Below are 16,218 nucleotides of genomic sequence, written 5' to 3'. Positions count from 1 at the left end.
AACAATTGCAATGGCACGCAAACTGGCACGCGAACAGCGAAAACAATCGGCGGAAGATGGGGACAGTACGCTCCTCAACCGTCGCGATTATCTGAGAATGGGTGCGTACGCGGCAGCAGCTGGTACCACCGCGACGGCAGTCGCGAGCGGTGGCGCGGCGGCTGCGACGACCCGACACGGGATCAGTTTCGACCGGGTCGTCAATATCGTCGAGGACTACGGTGCAGACCCAACCGGCAACGAACCCGTAAACGCCGCCATCAACGAGGCGGCGAGCGATGGCACGCTCATTACCTTCCCTGAAGGAACCTACCAATTTAGCGGCAAATACATCCCACGTAACAGCCGACTCGGGTTCCTCGGCGAGGGCGACGTGCAGTTCGTTCCTCCGGCTGGCTTCGATGACCTGCTTATCGACAGTTGGTCTGGGTACGACGAACTGCTCATCGAGAACATCGACATCGACATCCGCGATTCGAACACGACTGCTGGCATCCGACTCAAATGCCAAACGAAGTTTCACATTGAGGACGTAGAGTACCTCGGTCGCGGGCTCACCTCCAGTGGCGGACAGACAAGCGCGTTCCTCCTCGCGCTCGAAAGCGAAGACGGGGAAGGCGTCCTCAGAAACGCCGTCGCCAAGAAAGGCTCTCGATTCGACGGCTACGAAGGCGGCAACGGGCGCATCGGCGTCTGGATTGGCTGGTCGAACAAAGGGACGATTCGCTTAGAGCAGTGTGATTTCCGCGAGTTCGGGAACAACGCCTGTTACACTTCGCGCACACCCGGAAACGTCCAAATCGTCGATTCGTACTTCTGCAACAACAACGCCTCCCAGATCCGTCTGAGCGGCGAGGGAAGCTACGTCAAAAACTGTGTGCTCGAAATCGACTTCGACAAGTACACTGGTCCAACGCCAATCGACACAGAAAACGAGTTCGGCATCCGCGGCATTTCCATCGACCAAGGCGTCCAGCAGGACGTTCCGGCCATCCCGGCGGGCGCAGAAATCATCGACTGTGACATCATCGGCCGCAACGCCCCACAGGGCATCGGCCTCATCAACCTCTCCCCACAGGGGCGCAGTGTGACGGTCAAGAACACCCGCATCCAGTGTGACCTGCCGAACACCCCCGCCGTCCGCCGGGGCGAACCCGGCGCGATTCAGTGGCGGCCAGACCAGCAAGTCCCACCGAAACCCCACTACGTCCGCCTCGAAAACTGTAGCATTACCGGGAGCGCAAACGGGCGCGAAGCCGTCTTCATCGACAGCGCAGACGCGAGCTACGTCAAAGACTGCTGTATCCAGCAGACTGGCAGCGACCGCGACGGCGTGCGCATCGTCAATTCGAGCGACGTGGACGTGACGAACTCCACCGTCAACGTGAGCGGCACGGCCGTTGACTACCAGAACTCGACGGGCGACACGAGCGGCATCGAGCAGTCTGGGACCTGTCCCGTCCCGAGTACGGATATCGGCGCATCGAGTGAGCCTGTCGAATCACAACCCGCAGACGAGACGACGACCGAATCGAGTGAATCGTCGTCAGGCTCCGAAACGACGGCAGAAGAGACCGAAGAATCGACGGCAACCGCTGACACGGACGGCGAAAATATCCTCAGCATTAACGGCGTCGAATCACCCGGCGAGTACGCATTCTCGGTGAGCGGCGACCTCCAAAAGAGCGACGCGAACGGCGCGACCATAGACGACAACGATTCGCTCTCTGGCTCCACCGCGAGCGGGCAGGTCGAAGGTGGCATCGACAGCTACACCTTCACCGGCGAAATCACCGACTTCAGTCTCTCTGGTGGCGACCCAACGATTACGGTCAACGGCGAAGCGGTGAACCCAGATTCGTTCGGTGACTCGGTCGACACAACAGAGAGCAGTTCCTCAACGTCGGATTTGTCCACGGAAGACGCCGCCGAAACGGAGACGGACGGTGGCTCTACGAGCACCGAAAGCGGTTCTTCGTCCGGTTCAAGTGATTCCTCGTCCGGTTCGAGTAGTTCAAGCAGTGCGTCGTCTGGCGAGACGGCCGACGACGCAGCGACCGAACGCGAAACCCACACGCTCGCCTTTGCAGGGACGAGCGACGGGCCGACGACCTACTATTTCAACGTGAGCGGTGAGGTTGCAGAGGCCGCAGAGAGCAGTCTCGGCCTCGATGCAAACGTCTTCGGCACGACGGTCGAAGGCGCGGTCGGAAGCGCCACTCACGCCTACAAGTTTACGGGTGAAATCACCACCATCGCTGCAGAGGGCCCCGGAATCATCCTCTTAGACGGCGAGCGAGTCCACCCACACGAGGCAATCGGGAAGGTGCCCGAACTGCCGAACCTCCTCGTCATCAACGGGAGCCTGAGCGACGACGTGACGGGCTACCGCATCGCCGTTGACGGCGAACTCGAACGCAGCGACGCGCTCAGTACGGCTCCCGAAGACGCGACAACGTGGGACCGGATGGAAGACACCGTCTCTGACGGCAAGGCAGTCGGCGTGGTCGCAGAGGGCGTCGACGCCTACCGGTTCAAGGGTGATGTGACGCGATTCAAAGTCTGTGGCTCTGCGTCGATAACCTTCGAAGACTTAGACGGCTAACGCCGCCGTCAGTCAGTTTGCGCCACACGCCCGCCACCCTGAACTCCCCCGACTTCTCCCGATAATCGCGGAATAACAATACGCGTCTGTCGTCTTTTGTAGCTAATGGGCCCGCCCTCGTCCAGACGACGCTATCTCACCGCACTCGGAGCGGCCGCCCTGGGTGGGCTTGCGGGCTGTCAGGTCAGACAGGAGCCGACGCCAACGACGACCGAGACACCCACCGAAACACCAACGGAGACCCCGACGCAAACGCCGGACGGCCCACCGGAGCTGCTTCGCCACGGTATCCAGTTTTCGCGAGACGTAGATATTGTCGAAGACCTCGGGGCAGACCCGACCGGCACCGAGCCAATCAACGAGATTTTGACAACCGCGGCGACAGCGGGCACGCTCATTCGTGTCCCAGCAGGTCGCTATCAGTTGGACGGACGGTTTACGTTCGGTGCGGACACGGTGGGCTTGCTCGGCGAGGGCGACGTGACGTTTGTTCCCCCAACGGGCTTCGATAGCATCCTGCTCGATACCAACGGCGGTGTTCACGACGAAATCATCATCGAGAACATCGACATCGACCTCTCTGCGCCTGATACGACGGCGGGCATCCGCATCCAAGCGCGAAGCCGGTTTCACGTCGAAGACGTGGAGTACCTCGGTAGAGGCGTCGATACCATCAGCGGGCAGGTGAGTGCCTTTCTCCTCTCGGTGAGCGACCCTGACGGTGTTGGCACGCTCCGCAGAGCCGTCTCGAAACAGGGCTCGCGCATCGACGCCTACGTGAACGGCAACGGGCGAATTGCCGTCTGGGTTGGTTGGGACAACAAGGGAACCATCCGCATCGAAGAGTGCGATTTCCGCGAGTTCGGGAACAACGCCTGTTACACCTCGCGCACCCCGGGGAAGGTGCAAATTGTCGATTCGTACTTTCTCAACAACAACGCCTCGAGCATCCGCCTCGGCGGGAAGGGCAGTTACGCTGAAAACTGTACCATCGAAATCGACCTCAACAAATACACCGGGCCGCCGCTCGAAACCACTGAGACGGGCTTCAACACTCGCGCAATCGTGGTCGAAACCGGCGTCCAACTCAACGTTCCGGCCATCGAACCCGGCGCGGAGATTCGAAACTGTACCGTGCTTGCCCGCGACTCGCCAAAATCCCAGTCGCTCATCGAACTCTCACCGCAAGGTCGGAGCATGATTGTCAAAGACACGACCATCGTCTGCGACCTCGATGACACGCCCGCGATACGGCGAGCGAAACCCGGCGAGTTGCCGTGGCGACCCTACCAGCAAGTGCCGCCAGAGCCACACTGGATTTCGCTCGAGAACGTCACCATCACGGGGACAGCGCGCGGCGGCGAAGCCATTCGCATCGAAGGCGGCACGGATTCGGTCATCAGCAACTGCATCATCGAACAGCCGGGCGCAGAGCGTGATGGGATTCGGTTCATCGACACGGTTGGCTGTCTCATCGACGGCGGGAAAATCGACGCCGGGCGCTACCCTATCACGGTTCAGTACAGCAGTATCGCGGACGGCCAATGTCTTGTCGAACTCGGCGACCTCCCACAGCTCACCTCACAGGAGCTTTCACTCGACGACATCCCACTCCTTCACGAGCTTTCGGGCGAACGCTCGGATGCCTGCATCGTCACCGCCGCGCCACCGTTCGTGAGCGGCACCCACGAGTCGGTCATCAGAATTGCCGACATCAGCGCAGCATCCAGTTCCGAGCCGACCGTCCGCGTCTACGGCGACGTGTTGTTCGAAGCCTGAGGCGTCGAAAGTCGGCGTTTGAGCACCTGGGCGAGACGGTAGGTGAAACGACCGCCAAGTGAAAGCGCGAGATACACCCACGACGTGCCGTTCGTCGGCCCTGCTCGAATCGCCCGCAACGAAGCGTGGCGGGCGTCTTTGTAGTGGCCGGTGTCGAGGGCGGCGACGGCGAGCATCCGCGCCATCGACGCCGCAAAGGCGCGTTCCATCCCGTAGGACGCGGCGAGTGGCGCGTGGGTGTCGAGAAACAGTGGATAGGACACGTCTCGAATCCGGGCAAAGTCGCTCGAAAGCTGGCCGTGGTCACCCATCTTCCGGATGACGAGCGGTTCTGGTACGGCGACAAACTGACACACCATCGAGAGCCGGAGATACCACTCACGGTCTTCCCAGATGGGGAAGCGTTCGTCTATCGTCCCGGCTTCCTCAATTGCCGACGCACGCACCATCACCGTCGAAAACGGAGCGAGTGGCGCACCCGCGAGCAGTTGCTTCGTTACCCAGCCGTGCGTGGTCGGCGTCCGAATCGTGGTCGTGCGCCCGGCTTCATCGACGTAGCGTTGGCCGGTGTACACCACGCCAACGTCGGGAGCCGCAGCCTCGAAGGCTTCGACCTGTTTCTCGATTTTCTCCAAGTCCCACCGGTCGTCATCGTCGAGGAAGGCAACGTAGGTGCCATCTGCGGCGGCAATGCCACGGTTGCGCGCGGCGGCCGCGCCCTGTGGGTTCCCAGACCGAATGAAGTGAATTTCCGCGATTGCATCGAGGTCGAGGCCCGTGAGCGCGGTTTCTGCGGGTGTGGTCGAATCGTCAACGACGATGAGTTGAATCGAGTCGTACGTCTGGGCGTTGACGCTCTCTGCGGCCGCTCTGAGCGCAGCGGGTCGGTTAAACGTCGGCACGATAACGCTCACGAGCGGCCCTGTTTCCCGACCGGTCATAGTAGTTCTTCGACCGTGCGCTACATTGTTAGCCCGTTCCTGTCACGTCTGCGGTCCGACAGAATCGCCAGCCGTTGGGCCAGCACAGGAGAGAATCGCATCCCGTCACGACTGCAGATAGGGACGTCATTTCCTCATTAACTCTGTTATAACAATTGCTGAATGTGACCCATCTACGTCCCAATGAGAGAATCGCGTGCTTTGTGGGTGGGGCTATCGACAAGTAAGCGAGGGACGGAGCGATGAGTCGCGCAGGCAGCCTCATCCGCCGGTTGCTGCCCGGCGACTCGCTTGCAGACAAAACTATCAAAGGCGGCATCTGGGTGACGGTATCGAATCTGACCGACCGCGGCCTGCAACTCGTGTTGCTCATCATCCTCGCGCGCCTGCTCGAACCAGCCGACTTCGGGCTGATGGGGATTGCACTGCTCACCGCGACGGCGCTCCGCAGGCTCTCGAATCTGGGATTGAATCAGGCGCTCATCTACCAGCGCGAGGAGGACGTTGACCACTACCTCAACACCGCGTGGAGCATGGAGGTCACGCGAGGGGTTCTCCTCGCCGCGGTGACGTTCGCGGTCGCACCGTTCGTCGCGGACCTGTTTCACGAACCCCGCGCGCTGCCGATCTTGCAGGTGGTGGCGATTTCACCCCTTCTTACCGGCATCCGGAATCCGGGCATCATCTACTTCCAGAAGAATCTGGAATTCCACAAACAGCTCGTCTACCAGCTGTCGGGGTCGTTTACCAACTTCATCGTGGCGGTGGCCATCGCCCTCGCCTACGGTTCGGTCTGGGCGCTCGTCCTCGGCTACGTGCTCGCTGATGCCGCACGACTCGCCGTCTCGTATCTGGCCCACGACTTCCGCCCCTCGCTCGCCTTCGACCTGCCCGCTGCCCGCGAACTGTTCGGCTACGGCAAGTGGGTGACCGGCGGCGGCATCATCACCTTTCTCTACAGCCAAGGTGACGACGCCGTGGTCGGGTGGCTGTTGAACGCAACCTCGCTCGGTTTCTACCAACTCGCCTATCAGTTTGCGATGGCTCCGGCCACCGAGATTGCTGCCGTGATTTCGTCGGTGGCGTTCCCGAGCTATTCGAAACTCCAAGACGACGTGCCCGCCTTGCGAGAGGCGTTTTTCCAGATGATTCAGGTGTCAACTGCCGTCTCCTTCCCGCTCGCGGTGGGCATTGTGGCCGTCGCTCCAACGTTCGTCATCGCCTTCCTCGGTGAGGTGTGGGAACCCATCATCGTCCCCATCCAACTCATCGGCGTGTACGCCTTCCTCGTCTCGATGAACATGACGTTCGGCCCGGTGTGGCAGGCGCGCGGCCACCCCGACTACGCGACGAAGGTTTCGACGCTTCGCACCATCTTCCTCGCGCTCATCATCATTCCGGCGACGCTCCAGTTCGGTATTGTGGGCACGGCGGGGGCAGTGGTCGCAACCTACCTGTTCCCCTCCGTCCCCCTCGACATCTACCTCGTCGTCAAAACCGTCGAAACGACCTACGCCCGGTTCTTCCGTGAGATTGCCTACCCGCTCGTGGCGAGCCTCTCGATGGGTGGTGTTGTCTGGGCTGCCCAGTCATTCCTCACGCTTCCACCGTTGCTCGAATTCGTCGTCCTCGTACTCGTCGGTGCCGCCGTCTACGGCGCGATTGTGCTCGTCCTCATGACGCGCTTTGGCTGGGGGCTTGGCAAGAATCTTCGAACGATTGGCAACGTCGTTAAGGGGTGACGAGCGCGCCGCCGGTAGCCGAACTGTCGTTTAAGCAGTCGCTTACAAACCCGCACCGTCACGTCTCATCGCCAATGGAGTTTCGCCACGAAACCATCGACCCCAGCCCCCCGTGCACTCGCCTCGGTATCTGCCTTACGACCGACCTGACCGGCAACGGCTATCAGGACGTGATCGTCGGCGGCATGGGGGCGATGAAGAACCTCAAGATTCGTGGGAAGTACAGTAACCTCCCGAATCTCGCCGGGCTCAAGGACATGCTCGGACTGAAAGAGACGAGCATTTTCTGGTACGAGAATCCGGGCTGGACGCGTCACAAACTCTCTCTGTCCTCCGATTTGTACGTCTTCGGCAACGCCCTTGGCGACATCAACGGCGACGGCCGCGTCGATTTGGTCGTCGGGCAGGGCTATCGCGGCACGAAGTTGTTCTGGCTCGAACAACCCGAAGACCCAACGCAGCCGTGGGCGGAACACCTGATTCACGACAAGTACGACAAGTACCATGACATCGCCGTCGCAGATGTGGACGACGACGGCGAAAACGAGGTTATTGGCCTCTCACAGGAGAGCAAGGTCATCTTCTACTACGACGTTCCCGACGACCCAACCCAGTCGCCGTGGCCGGAAGCAAACCTCCACGTCATCGCCGAAGGACTGGCCATCGAAGGCCTCGTCGCGGTAGACATAGACGGCGACGGGCAGACCGAAGTGGTCGCCGGGCCGCACATCTTCTCGCAACCGGAAGAAAAAGGCGGGCAGTGGCACCACGAGGAGATTTCGCCGGGCTGGGACTACACCCGCACCGCCGTCGCAGACATCGACGACGACGGCGAGTTAGAAATCATCCTCGCAGAAGGAGATTCCCCCACTTACGGCACGCACGCCGGACGAGTTGCCATCCTCGACCCGCCGACGTGGGAGGCAACGTTCCTCCACGAAGACCTGTTCTGTCCGCACAGCCTGCAGGTCGCGGACATCGACGGCGACGGCCGTCTCGACATCTACGTTGCAGAAATGGGCCTCGGCGAGCACGCGAACCCGCGCCAGTTCATCTTCCATAACAACGGCGACGGCACGTTCGAGGCGGAGGTCATCGCAGAAGGCATCCCGACCCACGAGGCGAAGGTCGTCGACCTGAACAACGACGGCCGCCTCGATATTGTAGGCAAACCCTACGAGCCAGAGCGACACGTCGATGTGTGGTACAACGAAGGCGGCGAGCAGGGCGTCGCAGACGACTGAACGCCTGCCAGTATCAGCACCTATAATTAGTGGTGCTGGAACTTTTTGACATGCCACTTCTCTCGGCGGCCGCCGCGGGTGCGGTTCTCGGCGTCCGTCACGCACTCGAAACAGACCACCTCGCGGCGGTTGCGACGCTGGTCGAAGCCGACACAGACCGCGCGGGTGTCGTCGGCGCGTCGTGGGGAATCGGGCACTCGCTCCCCATCATCGCCATTGGCGTGCTGTTCGTCGCCCTTGGCATCCACCTCCCCGAATCGATTACCCACCTGTTCGAACTCGTCGTCGGTGGCGTCCTCGTGTTCCTCGGGGCGCGCATGCTCTACTCGCTCGGCGGCGGCGTTGACATGGCCGCCCACAGCCACGGCGAAGACGTACACGCGCACCTGCGCATCGGCAGCCTCTCGCTCGGCTTCGACCACCAGCACGTAGACGACGACTCATTTCTCGTTGGCGTGCTCCACGGCTTCGCGGGCAGCGGCGTCCTCGTCATCGCACTCGTTTCGTCTGCGCCGACGGTCGAGACCGCGCTCACCTTCCTCGGGACGTTCAGCGTCCTCACCATTGCGACGATGGCCGCCGTCTCCTTCCTCTGGGGGCGCACTCTCGACACGCAGTTTTCGACCTATCTGAAGGCCACTGCGGGCGTCTTCGGCATCGTCGTCGGGGCACATCTCGCACTCTCGCAACTCGGTGGCTTCGGGCTGTTCTAAGCGTCTTTTCTCACTCTTTCTCGAACAGGCAACACGACACTCGACAGGGCAGTCTGTGACGACAGACGCGCAAAAACAGCGGGATTAGGTCGGTCGTGTGATGAGCGGCGCGGCGAGTGACGTGAGGAGCCTGAGTTTCAGCCGGTCGCGGCGGGCGAGCGGTGGCTGTTCGGCTGCCGGTCGGTCGTCGTATTCGGCCACGACCGCAGAGAAGTGTGGCGCTGTGCCAGCCACGGTCGCGTCCTGTCGACGTCTGTGGATGTACGACCAGAAATCGGTAGCGTAGTCGTGGCTGGTGACCGCCTCGGGGTAGTAGATGAGTTCCTCGCGGGAAATGCCAGCGGCGAGCGCGCGAGCAGTCCAGTCAAGCGCCGCCATTCCAGTGGTTCGGTGGTCGAACCCACCGAGCGAGTAGAAGGTGTCACGGTCGAACGAAACGTTTCCCACGAGGTCGAGATACGTCGGAAACTGCATCGAGCCGAGATTATAGGCGGGCTGCGTTGCGTTGTAGAGGTGGGAGGTGTGCGGGAGCACGCGGCCACGGGCGGCGACGATGTTGTTCACCCGGTGGGCGCGCAGATGGGCTTCGACGAACCTTGCGGTGGGGATTGCGTCGTCATCGAGGAAGATGAGCAACGGCCCGGTCGCGAGCCGTGCGCCGATATTGCGCGCGAGCACTGGCCCAGTGTCGTTTGTGACCCGAACGGCGAGCCTGACGCGGCGGGTCGTAGCGAGGAGCGCAGACAGGTTCCACCCGGTTCCCCGGTCTACCACGATGACGTCGTAGGCAGTCTCAGTCTGTGAGTCAAGCGCATCGAGCACCGTTGTGAACAAATCACGGTCGGCCGCGGCGGTGGTGACGACCACGGTTGCGAGCACCTCGTGGGTTGGGATGGTGTAGTCAGTTATCGACTCGATGTGAGCCGTGTCGCGGGCATCGAGGGAGGCAGTCACCGCACTCATGCGGTCGGTGAAGTGTTTGGTTCGGGGTGTAAGTCGCCAGCGTCAACCATGGCCTGCAGCGGGTTATCCTCGATTGTGAGCGGCAGCGTGACCCGACCTCGCCGCCGCGCAGATTCCCAGCAGGCGAAGATGACTTCGGTTGCAGCGAGCGCGTTCTCGCCGCGTAACTCACAGTCGCGGCCGGTTTCGAGGCAGTCAACCACCGACGCGATTGCCCGGTCGATGTAGGAAAGCGGTTCGTCGCCTCTGCCGACCCGCGAGAGCAGCGCACCAACGCGCCCCTGCTTTGGCGGGCCGTAGATGCCCTCGCCGTCGGTGTCGATTGCTTGCCACTCGCCGCTCGTGCGGACGAACAGCGCGGGTTTTCCCTCGCGGATTTCGATGACGCCGTGGGTGCCCACGAGACGGAGATAGCATCCGATGAGGTCGCGCCCCCAGCCGGTTGCAGCGAGGCCAAAAACTCCGGAGGCGTACTTCCATTGGGCGAGGCCCTGATTTTCGTTGTGCGCGCCGAACCAGCGATTCTCCTCCGAGTAGTCGATTTGACAGAGTACCCATTCGACCGGCGAACCGTCGGTCAGGTAGTTCGCGAGGTCGAACAGGTGCGTGCCCGTGTCGTAGAGGTCTCTATCGGAAAATTCGACGCGCTGGAGGCTTCCGATGTCGCCCGCATCGAGGAGTTCTTTCGCGCGGCGAAACGGCTTGCCAAAGCGGTACTGGTGGTTGAACGTGAGTTGGACGCCCTCCGCTTTGCAGACGGCGACCATCTCCTTGCAGTCGCCCCACGTGAGCGCCATCGGCTTCTCACAATGGATGGCCTGCACCGACGGGTGACGGGCACAGTCGATGACGATTCTCGCGTGAATCCCCGGCGGAACGGCGACGCTCACGATGTCCGGGTTCTCGGCGTCGAGCATCGCCGCGTAGTCCTCATAGACGCCCGCGATGTCGAAGGAATCCGCGAACGCGCGGGCGTTCTCCGGAACGATATCTGCACACGCAATCAACCGACACTGTGGGAGTCGAGCATACGCCGCGGCGTGGCGATACGCCATCGCAAAGCCCTGTTTACCGGGGGCTTCTTGCTTTGCTCCCGTTCCCACGAACGCAACTGAAAACATTCCTATGCGAGAGAAGGTGTGGAATGTGCAAGAGTATAGACTGGTTAAACAGCGTTCACGACCACAGAGGCCAGCAGGCGCTCGAAAACGCGGGAATTTCCTCACATCATGTCTGTGGAATGAGCGCATCTGTGTGAAAGGGGCACACACCAGTCGCTGAAACCGAGGGTTAACCGCGTTATCCTCGAATTCAGGCGTGAGAAGCGCTCTCATAACTAAGCGATTCGTTCCCGAATGAAGCAGGTATGAGCGAACGATGTCCCCACCGTCCCGGCGGGCGCACCAGTGATTGTGCGCTGTGCCAGCCCTTGCTCGGGAAAGAAGCGGCCGAAACACGGACGCTCTACTACGCATCTGGCCGCTGGCGTGCCCGCAACAAAGAAGCCGTGACAAAACCGAAAACGCTGACCGTCCGCTACGATTCGGCCGCGGTGAGCGAGTGGACAGACCGCCACGGCAGCGACTGAGATGGCCCCACAGGCCTCGATTATCGTTCCTGTTTTCAACGACCCCGATGGGATAGCGCTCACGCTCTCGTCGCTTCTCGACCAGACAGAGAACGACTTCGAGGTGCTCGTCGTGGACAACAACTCGACCGACGACACCCGTGCGGTGGTACGGGAGTTTGCGGCGCGTGATTCGCGCATTCAGCTGCACGTCGAAGCCGACGTTCAGAGTTCCTACGCCGCACGCAATCGCGGCATTCGCCACGCGACAGGCGAGTTGCTCGCGTTCGTAGACGCGGATGTGACGGTCGAACCTGACTGGCTCGAAGCCGTCATCGCGCAGATGAGCAGAGACGTGTCCTATCTGGCGTGTGCGGTAGAACTCTACTCGCCGGGCAGCGAGACGTTCGCCGGAAAGTACAACCGACTGACCGACTTGCGCGTGGACTACTTCGTTTCGCGGCTTGCGTTCGCACCGACGTGCTGTCTCGTGGTGCGCACGAGTCTGGTGGACGAACTCGGCGCGTTCGACGACCGCCTCACGTCGAGTGGCGACCTCGAATTCGGCAACCGTGTGGCGGCGGCAGGCTACCGGCTCGCCTACGCCCCCGACATCGTGGCACGCCACCCGGCGCGAACCTCGGTGCGCTCGCTCGTGAAAAAAGCAATCCGCATCGGGCGCGGGAAAACCCAACTCCGGGAGCTGTATCCCGCGCGATACGGGCACCCACGCAGGGGGCTGATGAACCCGGGGGCCTATCTACCGCCGACGCCGAGGGCGCTGCGGACGCTCGTCACGGGCTGGGAAGCGCTCAGCGTGCGCGAGAAAGGCGGCGTATTTGGGCTGTTTTACGTCCTTCGACTGGCGAAAGCTTACGGCCAGCTCGCAGAAGCGTTCGGTGGCCAAAAACGGCGTTCACAGGGTGCAAAGCGGCCGCGTGTGTCAGGCCGCGCCTGAGCCGTTGGCTGCTGATATGTTACTGAATGAAGAATGGCTCTGGGCCGCAACCACAATAGTCGCTGGCACGCGAACTGGCATAGGTGCGTCGCGGCCCTGAGCAACTGTATTTTCGGTCTGTCGGCTGATAAACGCTCTGGATAGTATCACGGTTAGTGGACAGTTTCGCGAGCCGTGAGGTTACAAATCATTACGGAACGCTTCCACATTCGGGAGGTCCGCGACGCCCGCGTGGCTGCCGAGATACTCACCATCTGCTACCGCCGTGGAGAACGCTGCTGGTGATGGGTACTCTCTGAACGTGAGTACGCGCCCACCCTCGACGGCAAACACGATCTCTATCGTGCCATCAGGCAGTCGGTAGTGGTCTGCTTTGGCCACCGAAGCCGGTCGGTCACTAGCCATACCCGTTCTCTACGCACCGAATCTATTTGAACGCTAACCTATTTCGACTCCTGTTGCAGTTCCCACAGCCGTTGGAACTGTTCGAACAGCGCATCGTCGAGCGAGAGTTCGATGGTCACCGTTCGTGTGTCGAGGTCAACGCGTAACGGCTCTACCGTGATTTCGCGGGCGGCATTCGCGTACGGCACCTCCGGGTCGAGGTGCACGCGAATGTCGTCTTCGGCAAGGTCGATGCCAATGTGCTCGGTTGTCGTGGTGTATGCGCGCTTGCTCGGGGTGCTCGTCACGCCGTGTTCTTCGCGCATGAGGCCGCTTTCGACGAGCGCAGAGACGCGCCGATAGACCGTCGATTGCGACACCGACGTGCGCGCCGTGAGGTCGTCTATCGTCACTGGCCCGTGGACGCCCGCCTGTAAAATCTCGCGCGCAACCGCATCACCGAGCAGGTCGAGGACGCGTTGGCTCGTCATTCCTCCGTCTCCGTTTCCCCCCATCCGTCCCATATTCACGTTATTCAAAGGGTGTCATCGAATATGTATGTTCGCTCACAAAAGAGTGGGCCGGTCAGCGGCCATTTCAGGTGCGGAAAAAAGACAGAGAGCCGTTAGTCAGCAGGGTTGACCTGTTGGGCGCGAAGAGCAGACAGCAGTTCGAACAGGCGGCCGTCCGGGAGATACTGCTGGTAGAGTTGCACGCCAGTGACGGCGACGAGCGTCGCCGTGCTGAGCGCGGCCCACCAAAGGCCGGGAATCGCCGTGAACGGCGAGAGGCCTATGAGCGCGGCTGCGACGCCGAGGCCGATGGTGATGGCGACGGCCATCACGTACTTGCCAAGCGACGATGCGGCTTCTGGCTGCGTCTCCGTCAGGTACGGGTCAAGCTGGCCAGCAGCATCGAGGAGCTGAATCGTCCCGCGATTCTTGTTGAACGCGATAACGCCAGCACCGTCCATCTTCGGCAGGTGGCATTGGTAGAGGCCAATGTACACCCGCTTTCGCTGGTCTGAGGACAGTTCCATGACCGTAATGTTGTTTTCTTTCGCTGCGATGTACTCTGCGAGCTCGTCGAGTCGGGCCGTTCCCCCGTTCTCTTCGAGATAGCGGAGCGCATCGCGGCGACGGCGGTTCTTCAATATTTCGAAGATGACGTCCTTGTCAAGCGGCTCTGCTCTAATAGCAACGTCTCCCCCCATGTTTGCGTCTTGTGCGACGGACTGTAGTGAACTCATGTATATCACCGTTGAGCACTAAATGCACGTACGAGTTACCAAGAGACACTGATTGGCACAGATACACTGGCCGTTCCCCACATTGTCTTCCCCTTGGGCCCCCACGCCCACCATGCTGGTTACCTTTAACCAAACTATACAATGCGCTCTCTTAAGATAAGGTTAATCGAACGTTGCAAATTTTGAATATGTTCGGGGGCAGTTTCTCACCAGTTGACTGAGAGTAGTTAGGAACGGAGATTGTTCACGCAGCTGTTGTACAGAGAAGCACTAACGTAGCAGAAAATAAGTATCTTGGTAGAATGAGAATACCACCGCATACACCGCCTCAGCCTCTCGGAAATAACAGTGAAACGGAACCGATATTATCTGTAAATTGAAATTATTCGTTTATGGATTGTCAGAGTTACTAGCATTGGTAAGTACGACATAAATCTCACACAGGATAGTAAGTCCATGGCGTGTGAATGGAAGAGTGGAGGCGCGTAGCGGGGTTCTGTATACTAATTCGTATAGTCACGTGAGCCAGTGTATTGCAGAATTTGCACGGAGTCCGTGCTGCGATTGGGCCTCGGTTTAGGAGGTGGGTGTGAGCGGTAAAAACGCGGGTGTTAAAGGGAGTGCCTCCAAATGCGCCGGTATGGAAGACCGGACACACACGGCAGACGTTTCGCCCGGCGAAACGGTCACTATCGCGGGGTGGGCGCACGAGACGCGCGACCTCGGTGGCATTGCGTTCCTCATCGTTCGAGACAAGACTGGCAAGATTCAGGTCAAATTCGAGAAAGACGAGATGGACGACGACCTCGTCGAGACGGGCACGCACGTCTCGCGCGAAAGCGTCGTGCAGGTCACGGGCCTCGCAGAAGAAGAGCCACGCGCGCCAACCGGCGTCGAAATCGTCCCCGACTCCATCGAAGTGCTCGCAGAAGCAGAGCCAGAACTGCCACTCGACCCGTCGGGAAAAGTCGACGCTGAACTCTCGACGCGCCTCGACAACCGCACCTTAGACGCCCGCCGCGACGAGACAAAGGCCATCTTCGAGATTCGTGCCGAAGTCCTCCGCGCCGTGCGCGACTACTTCCGTTCCGTTGGTGGCACCGAGATTAACACGCCAAAAATCGTCGCAACCGGCACCGAGGGTGGTACGGAACTGTTCCCAATCACCTACTTCGGGCAAGAAGCGTTCATGAACCAGTCGCCACAGCTGTTCAAACAGCTCATGGTCGGCTCCGGCTTAGAGCGCGTGTTCGAAATCGGTCCAATCTTCCGCGCAGAAGAGCACAACACGCCGCGCCACCTGAACGAAGCAACCATGATCGACTTCGAGAGCGCGTTCATCGACCACCAAGAAGCGATGGACGTGTGTGAGGGGACGCTCAAGGCAGCCTACTCTGCCGTGGCAGAAAACTGCCAGCGCGAACTCGAACTCCTCGGCCTCGAAGACGAGTTCGAAGTGCCAGAAGCCGACTTCCCACGCCTGACCTACGAGGAAGCCATCCAGCGCATCAACGCGACGGGCGAACTGGACGAGCAACTCGTCTGGGGCGACGACCTCCCGACCGAGGGCGAGAAAGCACTCGGGCAGGACGTTGGCGGCCACTACTTCATCATCGACTGGCCAAGCGAAATCAAGCCGTTCTACATCCAGGACTACGACGACGAGCCTGACCTCTCGAAAGGCTTCGACCTCATGCACCCACGCATGGAACTCGTCTCCGGTGGCCAGCGTGAACACCGCTACGACAACCTCGTCGAAGGCTTCAAACAGCAGGGTCTCGACCCGGACGCCTTCGAGTACTACACCAAGATGTTCAAGTACGGTATGCCGCCACACGCAGGCTGGGCGTACGGTGTCGAGCGTCTCGTCATGACGATGCTCGGACTGTCCAACATTCGTGAAGCGGTTCTGTTCCCAAGAGACCGACAGCGTCTGTCGCCGTAGGCGACGACGCAACATGTCGATTGGGAGCTCGTCGGGCAAACGCAGTGAAGTCCGACGGTGTTCCCAAGAGACCGTCAGCGTCTCTCGCCGTAGGCAGAGACCTGACTGTTAGCGAGAGGCGCGTAAGC

At 60.7% G+C, this 16,218-nt stretch carries 14 protein-coding genes; 8 read left to right on the top strand and 6 right to left on the bottom strand.

The genetic code is table 11. The annotated features are described in order from the left end of the window. The first annotated feature begins 10 nt into the window (after window positions 1–10). Complete coding sequence (locus tag V5N47_RS11245; RefSeq protein WP_338727594.1) at window positions 11–2,605, top strand: hypothetical protein; 2,595 nt, start codon at window positions 11–13, stop codon at window positions 2,603–2,605. 105 nt (window positions 2,606–2,710) lie between these two features. Beyond that, on the top strand, window positions 2,711–4,384 hold the full coding sequence (locus V5N47_RS11240; protein ID WP_338727593.1) for a right-handed parallel beta-helix repeat-containing protein: 1,674 nt from the start codon (window positions 2,711–2,713) through the stop codon (window positions 4,382–4,384). Here the strand turns inward: V5N47_RS11240 and V5N47_RS11235 are convergent. After that, window positions 4,357–5,325, bottom strand: a complete 969-nt coding sequence (locus V5N47_RS11235) for a glycosyltransferase (protein ID WP_338727592.1) — start codon at window positions 5,323–5,325, stop codon at window positions 4,357–4,359. The two genes, V5N47_RS11240 and V5N47_RS11235, sit on opposite strands and share 28 nt — an antisense overlap. A gap of 242 nt (window positions 5,326–5,567) precedes the next feature. Here V5N47_RS11235 and V5N47_RS11230 point away from each other — a divergent pair, with 242 nt between their 5' ends. From V5N47_RS11230 to V5N47_RS11220, 3 genes are all read left to right on the top strand, one after another. After that, window positions 5,568–7,067 carry a lipopolysaccharide biosynthesis protein gene (locus V5N47_RS11230; RefSeq protein ID WP_338727590.1) on the top strand — a complete coding sequence of 500 codons (1,500 nt, stop codon included), beginning with the start codon at window positions 5,568–5,570 and terminating at the stop codon, window positions 7,065–7,067. 74 nt (window positions 7,068–7,141) lie between these two features. After that, a complete protein-coding gene (locus tag V5N47_RS11225; RefSeq protein ID WP_338727589.1) occupies window positions 7,142–8,311 on the top strand; it encodes a VCBS repeat-containing protein in 1,170 nt (389 codons plus the stop codon). A 50-nt stretch (window positions 8,312–8,361) separates the two neighbouring features. After that, window positions 8,362–9,024 (top strand): hypothetical protein, encoded by a 663-nt coding sequence (locus V5N47_RS11220; protein ID WP_338727588.1) that lies wholly within the window; start codon window positions 8,362–8,364, stop codon window positions 9,022–9,024. Window positions 9,025–9,108: 84 nt separating this feature from the next. Here V5N47_RS11220 and V5N47_RS11215 read toward each other — a convergent pair whose 3' ends face one another. Continuing rightward, a complete protein-coding gene (locus V5N47_RS11215; RefSeq protein ID WP_338727587.1) occupies window positions 9,109–9,987 on the bottom strand; it encodes a glycosyltransferase in 879 nt (292 codons plus the stop codon). Continuing rightward, window positions 9,984–11,108, bottom strand: coding sequence for a Gfo/Idh/MocA family oxidoreductase (locus V5N47_RS11210; RefSeq protein WP_338727586.1), 1,125 nt, complete (start codon window positions 11,106–11,108; stop codon window positions 9,984–9,986). The genes V5N47_RS11215 and V5N47_RS11210 overlap by 4 nt, the downstream gene beginning before the upstream one ends. Before the next feature lie 245 nt (window positions 11,109–11,353). Between V5N47_RS11210 and V5N47_RS11205 the strand changes: the two genes are divergently transcribed. Together V5N47_RS11205 and V5N47_RS11200 are read left to right on the top strand one after the other, a co-directional pair. Continuing rightward, window positions 11,354–11,575, top strand: coding sequence for a hypothetical protein (locus tag V5N47_RS11205; protein WP_338727585.1), 222 nt, complete (start codon window positions 11,354–11,356; stop codon window positions 11,573–11,575). A gap of 1 nt (window position 11,576) precedes the next feature. Next, complete coding sequence (locus tag V5N47_RS11200; RefSeq protein WP_338727584.1) at window positions 11,577–12,512, top strand: glycosyltransferase family A protein; 936 nt, start codon at window positions 11,577–11,579, stop codon at window positions 12,510–12,512. 180 nt (window positions 12,513–12,692) lie between these two features. Here the strand turns inward: V5N47_RS11200 and V5N47_RS11195 are convergent, their stop codons facing one another. From V5N47_RS11195 to V5N47_RS11185, 3 genes are all read right to left on the bottom strand, one after another. Then, complete coding sequence (locus tag V5N47_RS11195) at window positions 12,693–12,917, bottom strand: hypothetical protein (RefSeq protein ID WP_338727583.1); 225 nt, start codon at window positions 12,915–12,917, stop codon at window positions 12,693–12,695. A gap of 38 nt (window positions 12,918–12,955) precedes the next feature. Beyond that, entirely contained in the window at window positions 12,956–13,387 is a 432-nt protein-coding gene (locus tag V5N47_RS11190; protein ID WP_338727582.1) for a winged helix-turn-helix domain-containing protein, read from the bottom strand. A gap of 134 nt (window positions 13,388–13,521) precedes the next feature. Then, on the bottom strand, window positions 13,522–14,145 hold the full coding sequence (locus V5N47_RS11185; RefSeq protein WP_338727581.1) for a hypothetical protein: 624 nt from the start codon (window positions 14,143–14,145) through the stop codon (window positions 13,522–13,524). Window positions 14,146–14,785: 640 nt separating this feature from the next. Between V5N47_RS11185 and aspS the strand changes: the two genes are divergently transcribed. Beyond that, window positions 14,786–16,090: an aspartate--tRNA(Asn) ligase gene (aspS, locus tag V5N47_RS11180; RefSeq protein ID WP_338727580.1), complete on the top strand. Its 1,305-nt coding sequence runs from the start codon at window positions 14,786–14,788 to the stop codon at window positions 16,088–16,090. The last annotated feature ends 128 nt before the right edge of the window (window positions 16,091–16,218 follow it).

It is taken from the genome of Haladaptatus sp. DJG-WS-42, assembly GCF_037198285.1.
In the GTDB taxonomy this organism is placed as follows: Archaea; Halobacteriota; Halobacteria; order Halobacteriales; family Halococcaceae; genus QDMS2.
The sequence above is the reverse complement of the archived record's forward strand: the minus strand, read 5'-3'. Positions and strand labels throughout refer to the sequence as shown.